The organism is Sphingomonas sp. NPDC092440, assembly GCF_044754985.1.
In the GTDB taxonomy this organism is placed as follows: Bacteria; Pseudomonadota; Alphaproteobacteria; order Sphingomonadales; family Sphingomonadaceae; genus Sphingomonas.
Genome location: NZ_JBIVQA010000012.1, coordinates 115,014 through 129,785, shown reverse-complemented (window position 1 = coordinate 129,785; position 14,772 = coordinate 115,014). Strand labels below are relative to the sequence as shown.

Here is a 14,772-nt window from a genome sequence, read left to right as displayed (position 1 = left end):
ACGATCGTCCACGCAAGGTCGGCCGGCGCCCTGACGGCCGGCAGGACAGCCTCAGGCGGCGCTACGGGGATTTCTGGCCCTTCCCGGGCGGTTTCGGTGCTCACGACGCGCCTCGCTCCTCAGCCGCGCTTGTAGCCCACCTTATAAAGAACGGTCAAATCTGCTTATGTGATAAGTGCAATTATCGCATATGAACTTTTCGACGATAGCATGAGGCGAAACCAACTGCTGACTTTGGTTTCCTCACGCGCTAAGCGTAAGAGCGATGCAGGAGATCGTCGACCGCCGCGCAAATGACCCAATGTTGCTGCTCGGCCGGCTCGACGGCCGGCTTCATCATAGTACAAGCGCCGACATTTTCCTTGCGCGATCGCGCCTTCACGGCGCCGCGGCGTTAGCAGGTCTCGCCGGCGTGCCGATCGCTGTCGGCGACCTGCAGGATTGGATCGCGGGGCGAAGCGCCCCTCCCCGCGCCTCCGAAGGTCTCAACGATCCGATATCGGTGGCGTCCATTTTCCACCTCGCACTAAGTCGGGACGAGGATGTCAGAGACCCGGTTGGCCGCGCATCCCTCAATGCTCTCCGAACCATCCTCGACGACCGTGCAGAGGCTGAGCGCTATGGTGGAGACGATCTCGCACACTTCGGCCCGCTCTGGCGTCAGGTGAAGTCTGCGGCGGATGCACCCTTCCCCGTCGCCGATCTCCGGTCCATCGCCGAGCGCGTGTTCGCTCTTGCCGAAATGACCGAGCGTCTTCCGGTCGGCGCCTCGGAGGTTGTTGCGATCGACGGACGCTCGTTGGAGCTTCCTCCCCGCTGCCGCGATCGCAACTGGCTCGTCGCGACCGCTCTTCCTCGCATGCTCTACCGCGCTGGCTTCACGAGCCGCATCATCCCCTCACTGGTGCCGCTCCCCAAGTTCATGCCCCCTTCCCCTGCCGCGCTGACCGGGTTCCTCGCTAAGGAGATCGGGCAGATCAGCGCGGCGGGGCTCCGCGAGCTTTCCGCAATTGAGCATGACGTCGCCAAGCTCACCAATTTAGGTGCAACTCAGCGAAGTCGCCTGCCGCTTCTCGGGCGCCTATTGATCGCCTATCCAGGGCTCCAGGCATCCTCCGTTTCGAAGCTGCTGTCTGTGACACCTCAGGGTGCCCGAAAGCTCCTCGCGGCGCTGCCCACCACGCCTGCCGCGCAGCGCCGGCTGCGGGCCGAATAGCGACCGGGACGCCCTCCGTACTGAAACGCCGTCTCGCTTGTTTTGCTCAGCTCGCCGGCAACAGTTCTTCGATCGCTTTCATGAGCTCGGCCTTCGTGGCGCCGGTCCGGGGCACGATCTTGATCGTGATCCCCCCACCTCTGGCACTGGCATAGCGCAGAATCGTCTTTCCGCCTTTGCCCGTGATCTCTCGCTCGCCAGTCTCCTTCTTCTTTGCCTCAACGGTCGCACGAACAAGTCGCTTCGCCACCTCGGGTCCGGTCAGACTGGAACCACCATTCCTACGCTCGGCCTCGATGCGCTCGGCCTCGTCTCGCATTCGCTTCAGAGTTTTCGGTTCGCTGGTCAGCGGTTTGATATCGCGCGCCACTCGAACGGTAATGTCGTGGGTGTCCGAAAATGCCGCCACGATCTCCTCAGGAAGCCTCGCAACATCCAGCAGGCGGCTCAGCCATGACCGCGAGAGGTTGAGATGCTCCGCCATCTGGGACTGGGAGTTCTCGTAAAACTCCGACAGCGCTCGCGCATATTCCTTTGCACGCTCCCAGTCTGAAATGTCCTTTCGCGACCGATTTTCAACGTCCGAAACCCGGAATGCCTCTTCATCCGTGACGGTCTGGATCGTGACGAGATAATCAAATTCTGGATGATGATGTTCGCGGAGCCACTGGACGGTCCACCACCGGCGAACGCCAGCGATGATCTCATAATCGTAGTCAGGATCGTCCTTCAGACGACGCACGATCGCCGGGATGCGCTGCCGCTTCGCCGCGAGAAAGGAGTCGATCAGATCGCGACAGCTCTCTTCGGACAAATGGTCCAGGTCGCGATTGTGCATCCGCCAGGGACGGCAACGAGCCGGGTCCACCCACTCCGTTCGATCGGTAACCGTCTTGCCGCTCGCTATCCGCGCCAGGGTCTGGCTTCGGCTCGCCATGATCCCTTCCGAGGGGCTCGCATTGTCAAGCTCGGCCTCATTATCCAGGCCTTCGGTGAACATCGAGCCGAAGCCCTTATTTCCTTTTGTCATCGGCTCGCTCCTACTCGAATTTCCGGCATCTTGGAGACCCGATTTGTTGGTCTGTTGCCACGTGGCAACAAACCGAAATTCGCCTCGCCTTCGGCTCCCCTTTTCTGAGGGAAAACTGATCCTGGAATTTGGCTCATGATACTGTTTATAAACGCTTTCCTTGCTCGGTTGCCACGTGGCAACAACGCATCATTCTTAGCAGATTTCAGCCCCATAGACGGCGAACAATTGCCCGCAGTTGCCACGTGGCAACTGCTGCTCAAAGCTGCCCCCCTGCCCGGCTCGGCCAGGTCCGCAAAACGTCTTCTTCGATGTCTCGGCAAACCTCATTCAGATGCCTCATGCACCGGTTGTAAACCTCGTGCGAAGTGACGGGCTTTTCCAGTTCAAAGACCGTCTTCATCCGCGAGCTGGCATTGTCGATCTCCGCACTGGTGACCATCACCGAAGAAGACATTGAGCCTCCGAAAACGCTCCGCATCATCGAAAGTATCTCACGATGCATCGACTTGCTGTCGTCGACCCGGCTGCCGACGAGACGGATGAAATTGTAAGCCGGGCGCCCCCTCCCCGCGAGCTGCTCGAGCTGCTTCATCGTGGTCTTCGCCATGTCGATAAACGACACCGTCGATGCGAAGTCGACCAGGCTTGGCGGCACGGGGATCACCATCGCATTGGCTGCTTGAAGGACCGCCATGGAGACCATGCCGAGTGCTGGAGGCGGATCCATGATCACCACATCGTAATCTTCTACCACCGAGTCGATGGCCTCGGCGATCAGGTCGATGATGTTCAGGTTCTGATTGCGCGCGAGGTAGCCGGCGATCTCGTATTCGAGATTGTAGAGCCGCAAATTCGCAGGGATCAGATCGAGCCCATGGAAGTGGGTCTTCCGAATGATCTTTCGCACACCCAGCAATTCCGGGTTATGGAAATGCCCATAGAGCGTGTCGTCCTCCTCCAGATCGACGTCTGGTCGGTAGCCGAACATCATTGTCGATGAAGCTTGGCTGTCGCAGTCGATAAACAGCACACGATAGCCGTTGATCGCGAAGTGCTGAGCCAGGTGCAGCGCGATCGTGGACTTGCCGACACCGCCCTTGAAATTGCAGACCGAGAGAATGGCGGGTGGATCTTCCGGGCTGCGCCACGGACGCGTTCCGAACACCTCACGCATATGATCGAGTTCTTCGAGCGTATATTGGACGCGATGACCGGAAGCCGTCCGCCCACGCTCCGGCAAACGCCCGTCGCGTTCAGCTTCTCGGATCGCCGACGCGGTGCGTCCGACAAGTGATGCAGCCTTGGAGATAGGGAAGGTGGGGGCTCGCTTCTGCCCTGTCTCTGGATCGACCGCGCTGTCGCGGATCCGCTTGAGGATCGTGAGCGCTTTACGGTGAAGCACATCCAGGCCACCTTCCAGAAGGTCATCGGCGGGGACATTTGTGGGATCAGTGGCCATGAGATTCCGCTTTTGTGGGTTTGATGGCCCACAATAGCGACGTTGGCAGTTTCGAGCAACGATTTGGCCATCGAACTTACAACTTTACCGATGATCTCCGAGCCGTTTCGGATTTCAAGGTAATGCCAATGCGCCCTGGTAGAGGCGCACCGATGATCTCCGAGTCGGTGCAAGCTTTCCGAAAACTTGCTGCGTCCGGCTGCACCGAGCGATGCCCTGTGGATAAATACCGATGATCTCAGTACCTTCCGATGATCTCGGTGCGTCCTACCAATGATCTCGGTGCCAACAGACCGATGATCTCGGAGCGCATACCTATTACATGAATCCCTGAATCAATCCGATTCGCGAATCGGCTTCAAAATTTCGATTTTTGAAAGTGGGAAGGGGCGATTCGGCAAAAGCGGCACCGAGATCATCGGTCGAATTGCAACTCTCACCCCTGATTTCCCGCCAAAACTGCCAACAGGGTTGATTTCGAAACCCAAACCTGTTGAGACAGCGCCATCACAGACCCCGGAGATTCGGGGAAGGGCGGAACAATGAACGGAGATCAGCATAGGCCGATTGGGCACCAATATGCACTCGCCATGATCGATGGCGGTGCAGAGAATGTCCGGAAGCTTGCCTCCACTGCCGGAACCCAATTGACGCTCGACGCCTTCCTGCGAGTCCACGACGAAGAGCCTGTCCCGGCATTTCTCCATTCCGCGCTTTGCGCCATGTCGCTCCCGACCAAGCGCCCGAAGGACGACACGCTCCCGATTATCCGGGAAGACGGCAAGTACGCGCTGGCAATCAACCCTCGGCCGGTTCTTCAAAATATCGATGGCAAGTCGGTCATGAGAAGCCTGGGTGTTCCATATGGGGCCTATCCCAGGGTTGCGCTCATCTATCTGCTTTCACAGGCGGTAATGAAGCGTTCGCGCGACGTCTATCTCGGCCGCAACTTCACGGAATGGATGCGGCGGCTTGGCTATCAAACGGTGTCCTATGGCCCCCGTGGCACCGCAAATCTGATGCGCGAACAGGTCGACCGCTTGCTGGCGTGCGAGTGGCAGATTCGCTGGGATGGCACCGAAACGGACGACAACGCCTTTGCGGTCCGCGATGTGAAGATCTCAAATGAATATGCTGGTTCACTCGACAAGAACGGCACCTTCGCGCGGGAAATCCGTATGTCGGAGGTCTTCTACAGTCACCTTATCGAGCACGCTGTCCCATTAAACGAAGTAGCGATCCGGGAGCTTAAAGGGACGCCAACGGCGCTCGATCTCTATACCTATCTTGCCTATCGCCTCCCACGGATCGGCTCCGACAAGGGGCAGATCATTTCTTGGGATCAACTGGCAAAGCACCTCGGCAACGAGGCTGACAGCAAGCGCTTTCGTCAAACGGTGCGGGAGACGATGCAGCTCGTCTCGGCGGTTTATCCCAATGCGAACGTCGATCTCTCCGGCAGGAAGGTGGTCCTTCATCCGTCTCCAGCGCCGATGGAGCGTAAATTGGTCGGACCCCATTTGCGACTTGTTGGGGCGCCAGGCGTCGAAACGGCACCGAGATCATCGGTTCGCACCGTTCCGCAGGCAACGAAACCCGCAGCGAAATCAGACGAACCGCTTCACGCATTCCCGCCGGGAACGCTTTCCTATGGCGACCGCGAACAGGCGTTTCGGAGTGTCGGTCTCACTAAGGGCCATCCTTGGTCAGTCGACGATATGGCCAACGCATTCCGCAAGGGATTCGCCGATATCAAGAGGCCCCGGACCGACACCGAATGGATGCGGCTCTGGGAGGCCTTCGTGATCAAATATGCGGATCGGCGGAAGAACCGGCCTGACGATTGACCGATGATGTCCGAGCCGTTCGTCGCCTGCGAACGAGCCCGAGTCGTGCCCGATGAAGCGATCAACGTGAGCGCGCCGACCCTCATCGTTGATAGGTCCGGGTCACAGCGCCATGCGCTGAAAGAGGGAAGGGGGGATGTGGCTACCGAGCAGGAGGTAGTCCTATGCCACTCACGGCCAAACGACCGACCCAGGAACTTGTTGACCTCGTAGGCGCTCTTGGCGGCACCTGGACCGGCTACAGGGCTATGGCCCGTTGCCCGGCACATGGCGACAACGATCCAAGTCTTTCGATCCGCCAAGGTGACCGCGGCATTCTGGTGACGTGCTTCGCGGGTTGCGCACGCGATGATGTTCTGCGGGAATTGCGTCGGGTTCGAACCGGCCAACATTATGCAATACCGGAACAGGATCGACCGCAAGGCAGCGCCAATGTCTCGCGCATCTGGGAGCAGGCCATTGGCGTCAAAGGGACGCTGGCCGAGCGCTATCTTGAGCGACGCAACTTGTTGCCAGCGCCTGCCGACGTGCGCTTCCATTCGCGCTGCCCATACCTCCCGAAGCCGAAAACCGTTTATCGACCGGCTTTGCTGATTGCTGTTCGCGAGATCCGGCAGCTCGTCGCGATCCAGCGCAACTTTCTCGACCCTGCGACAGCGAAGTGCCTCCGAAAAGTCATGCTCGGCGTGCCTGGGACAGGCGCATGGCGGGGCCGGGCAGGGGGCGAGACGCTGGCGATCGCCGAAGGTTTCGAGACTGCCGGCGCCTACACCCGCATCAAGGACATCCCCTGCTGGGCCTCACTTGGCGCCAGGCGGCTCGATCAACTGGTCATTCCACCCGGCATTACGACCCTGCTGATCGCAGAGGACAATGATCCAGAAGGGCGTCGCGCCGCGGCGTCCGCCGAAGCGAAATATCCCCGTCCCGGGCTCATCATCCGCCGCGACCCGCCGCCGCCGGCTTTCAAGGATTGGGCAAAGTTCCTCGACGCGCACTGCCGGACCTGATCCCGGGGCGGAGAGAGGGGAGGGGGATCGAGGGTGTGTCGCTGCGACAGATGCAGCCGCGCAGGAGATTCCCAAATGACCGACCTTTTTCAGACCGCCGAGCGCGGCGACCGTGCCGCTGCGCACATCCTTCTATCCCAACTGGCGTCAGGCGAGCCGGTCACCCGTCAACATCTCAATCGGGCGATGGTGCAGGCGTTCGGCGGAACCGATGCCGAAGGACGCTGGACGCAGCGCTCAAGCTTCGAGGTGCTAGAGCACGCACTCGCCCTTCATCTCCGTGGATCATTGGCGCCTCTGGCCAGCCTCGCCGATGTCGCCGCGCGGATTGACCTCGCGCAGCGCCTCCCCACTCAGACCGTGCGGAGCGAAGACCAGATCGAATGGCAGCAATTCTCGACTCCTGTCGACATTGCGGCCGTCGCGATTCTGCTCGCAGATGTCCGGCAGGATGACGTCATTCTCGAGCCCAGCGCCGGCAACGGTTTGCTCGTTGCACAGCTTGGGGCTCATCGATCGCTGCATCTCAACGAGCTCGATCCGATCCGCCGCGATCGCCTGCACGGCGTTTTCCCCGGCGCAACGATCACCGGCCATGATGGGGCGATTCTTGATGCTGCTCTTGGCGACGCACCGCGTCCTTCCCTGATCCTCATGAATCCGCCGTTTTCGCGGTCGCTCGGCCGCGGCGTCGATGATCTTGCGGCCGTTCGGCATCTTCAGGCTGCACTTCGCCGATTGCAGACTGGGGGCCGCCTCGTTGCCATCATGCCCGACTGGTTCGGACCGACCACCCGAATGCGCGACCACTACGAGACCGTCCTTCGCGGATCGACAGTGCAAGCCTCTGTTCGACTTGAAGGCTGCTATCTCAAACACGGCACGTCTATCGACGTGCGAATCTTCGTCATCGACAAGGTCGCCGGCAGGCTCGCACCAGAAGTCATCCAGGGTGGATCAATCGCGGAACTGCTCGACGTTCTCACCGTGACACCTCGCCTGTCCCTTGTCGCAGATCAGCCGGCACCCGCGCCGAAGCGGGGCGGAGGCATCTCGCTCTTCAGAGCGGTCAAAAGCGCCAAGCCCATGCCCCGGGCCTTTCACGCTGCCGTGCGCAACCATGTCTTGCCGGTTGCTTACACCAGGCTCGAAACCCCGGCGCCGCTGCTCGAACAGACCGGCGTCTATCTGCCCTATCGGCCAAGCCGCCTGGTTTTCGACAAAGCCGGCGAACACCCGACTGCGCTCGTCGAATCCGTTGCCATGGGATCAATCCCAGCGCCGATCCCCGATTACGTCCCTTCGCTGCCGGAGCGGACTGTCACAGACCGTTTGCTCTCGGCCTCCCAGCTCGAAACCGTCGTTTACGCCGGCCATGCCTGGGCTCAGACGATCCCTGGGCGCTTCGCACCGGACAAGGATGGTGTCGGCCTCGTTATCTCGGAGGAGGGCCGCGGCTACCGAAAGGGTTTCTTCCTCGGGGACGGAACCGGGGCAGGCAAGGGTCGCCAAATCGCGGCCGCCATTCTTGACAACTGGCTTCAGGGGCGGCGTCGCAATATCTGGGTCACCAAGAACGCGCCCCTCCTCGAAGATGCTCGCCGTGATTGGACGGCCCTCGGCGGGCTCGCCGGTGACATTCAGCCCATATCGAACTGGAAGATCGACGAACCCATCAGGCTTGACCAGGGCGTCCTTCTGGTCACCTATCCGACCCTTCGATCGATGCGCGGGGAACATAGCCGGCTGAAGCAGATCATCGACTGGGCCGGCGCCGATTTCGACGGCGTCATCGCCTTCGACGAAGCGCACGAGATGGGCGGTGTCGCAGGAGGCGAGGGCGCACTCGGAGCCAAGGAGGGATCGCAACAGGGCATCAGCGGCGTTCGGCTCCAGAACCATCTGCCCGCCGCGCGGATCCTCTACGCCTCTGCGACGGGGGCGTCCGAGGTCAACAACCTTGCCTATGCCGTGCGGCTCGGGCTCTGGGGACCGGAGACGGCGTTCGCCAATCGCGAGCAATTCATCTCCAGCATTCGCCAGGGCGGGATCGCCGCCATGGAATTGGTCGCACGCGATCTCAAGGCGACTGGGCTCTACATGGCGCGAGCGCTGAGCTTCGCCGGTGTCGAATATGAGATCCTGCGGCACGAACTGACGCCCGCGCAGATCGAGATCTACGACACTTACGCCAATGCCTGGTCCATCATCCACCGGAACATGGAAAAAGCCCTGGAACTCACCGGCGTCGTCGATGGTCTCGAGAACACCACTTTGAATAGCGGGGCGAAGGCATCGGCCCGCTCGCGCTTCGAGTCCACCAAGCAGCGTTTCTTCGGCCAGGTGCTGCTTTCGATGAAGCTGCCAACGGTCATCGCCGCGGTCGGCGAGCATCTTATGGCGGGCCAGTCGGTGGTGCTTCAACTGGTGACGACGGCCGAGTCCATCCTCGACCGGCGATTGGGCATGCTCAGCCCGGATGAGCGCGTCGACCTCGAAATCGACCTCAGCCCTCGTGAATATGTCATCGATTATCTCGAGCGCGCTTTCCCTACTCGCCAAATGCGCGTCTTCACCGACGACACAGGCACGCAGCGCTCCGAGCCGATGACGGACGAGACGGGTAATCCCGTCTACAATCCCGAAGCCGAAGCTGCCCGCGCGCTGATGATCGAGCATCTTTGCGCATTGCCGCCGATCATGTCGGCGCTCGACGGCATCCTGGAGCATTTCGGGCATGATCGTGTCGCGGAAGTCACTGGGCGGACAAAACGCCTAATCTCGACGGGCGACGGCCGGCAGAAGCTGGAAACCCGTTCGACCCGTACCAGTCAGGCCGAGGCCGCGGCCTTCATGCAGGGGCTGAAGCGCGTCCTCATTTTCTCGGACGCCGGCGGGACGGGGCGATCCTATCACGCATCAATGGACGTGCCGAACCAGGAGCAACGCGTCCATCTGTTGCTCGAGCCGGGCTGGCGCGCGGACCGCGCCATTCAGGGCCTTGGCCGAACCCATCGGACCCATCAGGCGAGCACGCCACTGTTCCGGCCCGTCACGACCGACTGCAAAGGCGAACTCCGCTTCACCAGCACGATTGCGAGGCGGCTCGACAGCCTCGGCGCACTCACACGGGGTCAGCGCCAGACCGGCGGTCAGAATCTCTTCGACCCGGCTGATAATCTGGAGAGCGAATATGCTTGCGCTGCGCTGGTGACGTGGTTCCACTTGCTGGTCGATGGCAAGCTCAAGAGCATCTCGCATTCGGAATTCGAGGATCGGACCGGTCTCGAGCTCTGCGACAAGGACGGCGTCCTGAAAGAGGAACTGCCGCCCATCCAGCGATGGCTAAATCGCATCCTCGCGCTTCCCATCGGCCTGCAGAACAGCATCTTCGATGAGTTTCTGTCCCTGGTCGAGACACGGGTATCGGCGGCGAGGGAGGCTGGCCGGCTCGATGTCGGTGTCGAGACGATCCTCGTCGATTCCGCCACCTTGATCGACGACACACTGCTCCGGACCGACCCGGTCAGCGGGGCGACGTCGCACTTGCTGACCATCGAGATCGCGCGGCGGCGGACCCCTGTCACCTTGGAGCGCGTGCTGCGTATCGCCGACAGCGATAGCACCGCCGTATTTCTGCTCAACGCCAAGTCGGGGATGGTCGCGCTGCAGACCCGCGCCCGAGCGCTCATGGAGGAGAAGGACGGAACGCCGATCCCGCGCTTCGAGCTGACGAGGCCGACCCGGCGGGAATATATCCGCGAGCATGAGCTCTTCGAGAGCGCCTGGAAAATAGTCGATCGGGACGCCTTCTGCGCGAAATGGCAGGCCGAAGCCGATGAAGCGGCGAACAAGGTCGACACCGAGACGATCCGCCTCGCGACCGGCTTGCTTCTGCCGATCTGGTCGGCGCTGCCCAGCGATCATCTGGTGGTCAACCGCATCGCTGACAAAGCGGGAAATAGCTGGCTCGGCCGCCTCGTTTTCGACGAGCACGTTGTCCAGCTTTTCACCAAGCTCGGCATCGATCGCGCCGAGAACCTGCCGCCCTCGGACATCATCAAATCGGCCCATTCCGGTCGAAGCGTTGATGTTGCCCGCCCATTCCCCATGACGATCCGCCGCGCGATGGTGAACCGAAATCATCGCATCGAGATAGTCGGGGCGCCGTCGGATCAGCTCGCCTGGCTGAAATCCTTGGGCTGCTTCACCGAGATCATTCAGTACCGGACACGGGTGTTCCTTCCGGTGAGCATCGCCGCCGACATCCTTGGGCGCATTCTCGCCGATCCTGGGTGAGCGCGGGTCGCCCTTGGTCAAACGACCGAGGCCGCTCTTGGGAAAGAGGGAAGGGGGAACGGGGTGGTGTCCGGGAATTGCCGGACGCCAAGAGGAGTGACCCCGGTGATCCAGACCATCAAACTCGCCAAGCTGCGGCTCTCGCCGATCAACGTCCGTACCGCACCGGACGAACAGCTTCAGATTGAACCCATGGCCGCCAGTATCGAGGCCAAGGGCGTCCTTCAGAATCTGCTCGTCACGCCCGCCAAAAAGCCGCGCGGCACCTTCGAGGTCTTCGATGGCGGACGCCGTTGGCGCGCGCTTCGCCTGCTCGCCGAGCGCGGTACGATCTCGGAAGCCGATTTCGATGTCCCCGTCATGATCCTTACCGGCGACGATGCCGAATTGTCCGAAACGTCCACGGCGACCAACTTCCATCAGCTCAAGATGACCCCCGCCGAGGAATGCCGCGCCTTTCAGCACTTCATCGGCTCGACCGGCGATCTCGATGCTGTCGCAAAGCGTTTCGGCGTGACACGTCGCTTCGTCGAGGGGCGCCTGCGCCTCGCCTCGCTGGCAGCGCCGATCTTCGACGCCTTGAGCAAAAGCGAGATCACGCTCGACATCGCCAAAGCCTATGCGTCGACCGAAAGCCACGACAAGCAGCTTCTGGTCTGGAACAGCTACCAGAATGGCCACGTAACGGCCGACACCATCCGCCGCGTCATCGCCAATGAGACGCTCAAGGCCAGCGATCCGATCGCGATTCTGGTCGGCGAGGAGCGGTATCGCGCGGCAGGCGGCAAGGTCGATGGCGACCTCTTCACCGACGGCAACGACCGCTGGAACAATCCCGAGATCGCGCACCGTCTCGCCGGCGACATCATGGAGGCCGAAGCGAGACGCATCGGTGAGGAGACGGGCCTTGCCTGGATCAGGCCGATCGCCAGCAACTACGCCCACAACGCCGCCCACGGCCTCTACCGTGCCATCCTGCAGCCGCCCGCGCTCACCGAGGAGCAATCCGCCCGCCTTGGCGAGATCGAGGCGCGCCGCGCCGAGCTCGAGGCCGAAATGCAGGACGAATCCATCTCGCCCGATGCCTACAAGGCCCTGGACCAGGAGGATGACCGACTGATCGCCGAGGCCGAGGCGATCGAGCATCGCGCGCCCGTGCTGCCAGATGAGCTGCGGCCGCATGTCGGCGCGTTTCTGCTTCTGACGCCGCAGGGCGAGATGCGTCTCGACACCCAATTTTATAGCGAGCAGGAGCTCATCGTCGAAGAACCCGACGCGATCGATGATGCGGGCGGCGGAAATCCCGGCGAACCCGACGAGGGCGGGGCGGGCAGGTTTCGCGTCGGCGTGAAGGATTCGCCCGAGCCAGCTCGCCGACCCGAAGCTGTGGCACCTGGCGGCAAGCCGCTCAGCAATCGGCTCTACGACGAGCTTGCCATACAACGCCGCGATATTCTCGCATCCTGTCTGCTCGCTCAGCCGGCGCTCGCGCTCGATTACGCGCTGTTCGTCATGATCGACGCCCGGGTTTTCGCCGGCGGCGGTTCTGCCGACGAGATCGTTCAATATGGCACCACCATCTGCGCTGATGCCCCGCAGGATCCCGTCACGGCGGATTTGCCCGGCTCACGCGCCCGGTCCTACCTGGCCGAAGCGCATGATGGCCTTGATGCCGGATGGTGCGACCACGATCACGAAATCGATCGGTTCGAAGGGTTTCGCGCGCTCGATGACGACAGCAAGGCGCAGTGGCTGGCCTATATCGTTGCCATGTCGATCGAGGCCAAGCCGCGCGGGGCCAGCGGCCAGGTCGCGATCCACAATCGATTGGCCTCGATCCTCGAGATCGACGTTGCGAGCTGGTGGCGTCCGACCGCGGAAAACTTCTTCGATCGGGTCAACAAGGGCAGCATTTTGAGCCTGCTTCATGACGTCGGCGGCGGCGCGCTGACGGCTCGGCACGCCACCCTGAAGAAGGCGGAGATCTCGGAGAGCTGTGAAAAACTCTTCGCCGGGGCGGCCATTGTCGAGCCCGAGACGAAGGACGCTGTGCTCGCATGGGTGCCGGACGCGATGCGCTTTGGTGCTGCGGCCCCGTGCCCGACCGATCGTCTCGGTGGCGAGCCGGATCGCTCTGCGTTGTCGGATGATCACATGGCGGAAGGCGCTTCGGTCGCGGACGATACGGTGATCGAGCCGGTCGAAGCCTGACCCAGCAGGACAGGGGGGCGGTCGGCGCCACTTGCGCGATCGTCCCCTCCCGCACGCTTGCCTCTCCCGAACCCCATCGTCATCCCGCTGGAGCATCAGCCATGCCTGCGAAAGCCCGTCCGAGCCGCGACGTCGCGGCCGAAATCACCAACCTCATCATCAGAAAGCTGGAAGAAGGCGTCCCGCCCTGGACTCGGCCCTGGCGGGTTGCCGGCGCCGGTGGCCGTCCGCTCCGACACTGCGGCACGCCCTATACCGGGATCAACACGGTCTATCTTTGGGCGATCGCAGACGCGAACGGCTATCGCTCGCGCTACTGGATGACGTATCGCCAGGCCGAAGCGCTCGGCGGCCATGTTCGCCGGGGGGAGCACGGCTCGCTCTCGGTCTATTATTCGAGCTTCAAAAAGACCGAGTCGGACCGGGTGACCGGTGCCGAGAGCGAACGCAGCATTCGTTTCCTTCGCCATTATCTCGTGTTCAACGCCGATCAGATCGATGGGCTGCCCGCCTATTTCTATCCGGACGACGCGACCCCTGCGCCGATCGATCCATCTGCGCGGCAAGCTGCCATCGACGAGTTCTTCGATCATGTGCCGGCAGATGTTCGACATGGCGGCGATCGCGCCTTCTTCCACCCGACATTTGATTTCATCCAGATGCCGCACCGGCGGTCATTCACAACGATGGATCATTACGCCTCGGTGAGGGCACACGAGACCGTTCATTGGTCAGGCGGCAGCTCGCGCCTTGCCCGGACCTTCGGCAAGCGGTTCGGCGACAAAGCTTATAGTTTCGAGGAGCTTGTGGCTGAGATCGGAAGCGGCCTGATTTGCGCGCATTTGGATCTGCCGAACGAACTGCACGACAATCATGCGAGCTACGTCGCCCACTGGCTCGGCATTTTGCGCGCGGACAAGACCGCAATCATTCACGCCGCCTCGAAAGCTGAGCAGGCCTTCAACTACCTTCTGGCGTTTGGCGACAGCGACGACACGGCGTCATCGGCCGAGGGGGTCAGGCAGATCCTCGAGGCGGCCTGACCGCCGCTAATCCGAATTTTCCCCGACATCACAGGAGATACCGATGGGCTGGCTCACCATGTCCCGTTTCCACATGGGCGGACACAAGACCGCCAAGGATTATCTGGACGCGCAATTCACCTATAGCCGCGAGGCGGACGGGACGATCAAGGGACTGAAGGTGCTCGCCTCATCCTGCCCCCAGAATCGCACCTATTATGCTGCGGCTCAGGTGATGATCGACGGCGTCGGCAAGGAGGTTTTCGCGATCGTCTGCAAGGTGATGTGGAATCCCAAAAGCAAGTCCGGCGAGCATTTCGGCTACAAGGATATGGACGAATCTGTCGGCCCCTATGAGGATAGCTGTCCCCGCCACATTCTCGACCTTCTGACCCCGACCGACCGGGAGCACGCCCTCGACTGGCGCGCGCGGTGCCGTGCCAACCTGGCCCGCCGATCGCGCAAGATCGAGGACGGCGACCGGATCAAACTGGCCCAGGCGCTGACCTTCTCCGATGGTCATGTGGGTGACGAATTTATCGTCGTGAAGCGCGGCCGCCGCCTGAGTTTCCGCGATCCCGCGACTCGCTGCGGCTATGCGATCAGCCGGTTCATGGAGCGCGACTGGACGATCCTGCCGGTCACTAAGGTTCACAAGACGATCTTTGCATGAGT

Annotated in this window: 9 protein-coding genes; 7 read left to right on the top strand and 2 right to left on the bottom strand. The window is 61.7% G+C overall.

Annotation, left to right across the window (positions count from 1 at the left end; translation table 11 throughout):
* Positions 1-265: 265 nt before the first annotated feature.
* A complete protein-coding gene (locus ACIQCS_RS18840) occupies positions 266-1,216 on the top strand; it encodes a hypothetical protein (protein WP_051743944.1) in 951 nt (316 codons plus the stop codon).
* Positions 1,217-1,262: 46 nt separating this feature from the next.
* Here ACIQCS_RS18840 and ACIQCS_RS18835 read toward each other — a convergent pair whose 3' ends face one another.
* Both ACIQCS_RS18835 and ACIQCS_RS18830 read right to left on the bottom strand, forming a co-directional pair.
* Positions 1,263-2,246, bottom strand: a complete 984-nt coding sequence (locus ACIQCS_RS18835; RefSeq protein ID WP_030092784.1) for a ParB/RepB/Spo0J family partition protein — start codon at positions 2,244-2,246, stop codon at positions 1,263-1,265.
* Positions 2,247-2,505: 259 nt separating this feature from the next.
* On the bottom strand, positions 2,506-3,708 hold the full coding sequence (locus tag ACIQCS_RS18830) for an AAA family ATPase (RefSeq protein ID WP_062787893.1): 1,203 nt from the start codon (positions 3,706-3,708) through the stop codon (positions 2,506-2,508).
* Between the two features lie 542 nt (positions 3,709-4,250).
* Between ACIQCS_RS18830 and ACIQCS_RS18825 the strand changes: the two genes are divergently transcribed.
* From ACIQCS_RS18825 to ACIQCS_RS18800, 6 genes are all read left to right on the top strand, one after another.
* The gene (locus tag ACIQCS_RS18825) at positions 4,251-5,555 is read left to right on the top strand and encodes a replication protein RepA (protein WP_062787891.1); all 1,305 of its coding nucleotides are present in this window, start codon (positions 4,251-4,253) and stop codon (positions 5,553-5,555) included.
* 164 nt (positions 5,556-5,719) lie between these two features.
* Positions 5,720-6,565, top strand: a complete 846-nt coding sequence (locus tag ACIQCS_RS18820) for a toprim domain-containing protein (RefSeq protein ID WP_070936344.1) — start codon at positions 5,720-5,722, stop codon at positions 6,563-6,565.
* Positions 6,566-6,640: 75 nt separating this feature from the next.
* Positions 6,641-10,864: a strawberry notch family protein gene (locus ACIQCS_RS18815; RefSeq protein ID WP_345846376.1), complete on the top strand. Its 4,224-nt coding sequence runs from the start codon at positions 6,641-6,643 to the stop codon at positions 10,862-10,864.
* Between the two features lie 105 nt (positions 10,865-10,969).
* Positions 10,970-13,075, top strand: a complete 2,106-nt coding sequence (locus ACIQCS_RS18810; protein WP_037505400.1) for a ParB/RepB/Spo0J family partition protein — start codon at positions 10,970-10,972, stop codon at positions 13,073-13,075.
* Between the two features lie 101 nt (positions 13,076-13,176).
* On the top strand, positions 13,177-14,118 hold the full coding sequence (locus ACIQCS_RS18805; RefSeq protein ID WP_030090556.1) for an ArdC family protein: 942 nt from the start codon (positions 13,177-13,179) through the stop codon (positions 14,116-14,118).
* Between the two features lie 43 nt (positions 14,119-14,161).
* Entirely contained in the window at positions 14,162-14,770 is a 609-nt protein-coding gene (locus ACIQCS_RS18800) for a DUF6927 domain-containing protein (protein WP_062787886.1), read from the top strand.
* Positions 14,771-14,772: the final 2 nt, after the last annotated feature.

What these genes read in the sequence shown, in the direction of transcription:
- ACIQCS_RS18840 (WP_051743944.1), top strand. Translation starts at nt 266, where the DNA reads ATGCAGGAGATCGTCGACCGCCGCGCAAATGACCCAATGTTGCTGCTC.
- ACIQCS_RS18835 (WP_030092784.1), bottom strand. Translation starts at nt 2,246, where the DNA reads ATGACAAAAGGAAATAAGGGCTTCGGCTCGATGTTCACCGAAGGCCTG.
- ACIQCS_RS18830 (WP_062787893.1), bottom strand. Translation starts at nt 3,708, where the DNA reads ATGGCCACTGATCCCACAAATGTCCCCGCCGATGACCTTCTGGAAGGT.
- ACIQCS_RS18825 (WP_062787891.1), top strand. Translation starts at nt 4,251, where the DNA reads ATGAACGGAGATCAGCATAGGCCGATTGGGCACCAATATGCACTCGCC.
- ACIQCS_RS18820 (WP_070936344.1), top strand. Translation starts at nt 5,720, where the DNA reads ATGCCACTCACGGCCAAACGACCGACCCAGGAACTTGTTGACCTCGTA.
- ACIQCS_RS18815 (WP_345846376.1), top strand. Translation starts at nt 6,641, where the DNA reads ATGACCGACCTTTTTCAGACCGCCGAGCGCGGCGACCGTGCCGCTGCG.
- ACIQCS_RS18805 (WP_030090556.1), top strand. Translation starts at nt 13,177, where the DNA reads ATGCCTGCGAAAGCCCGTCCGAGCCGCGACGTCGCGGCCGAAATCACC.
- ACIQCS_RS18800 (WP_062787886.1), top strand. Translation starts at nt 14,162, where the DNA reads ATGGGCTGGCTCACCATGTCCCGTTTCCACATGGGCGGACACAAGACC.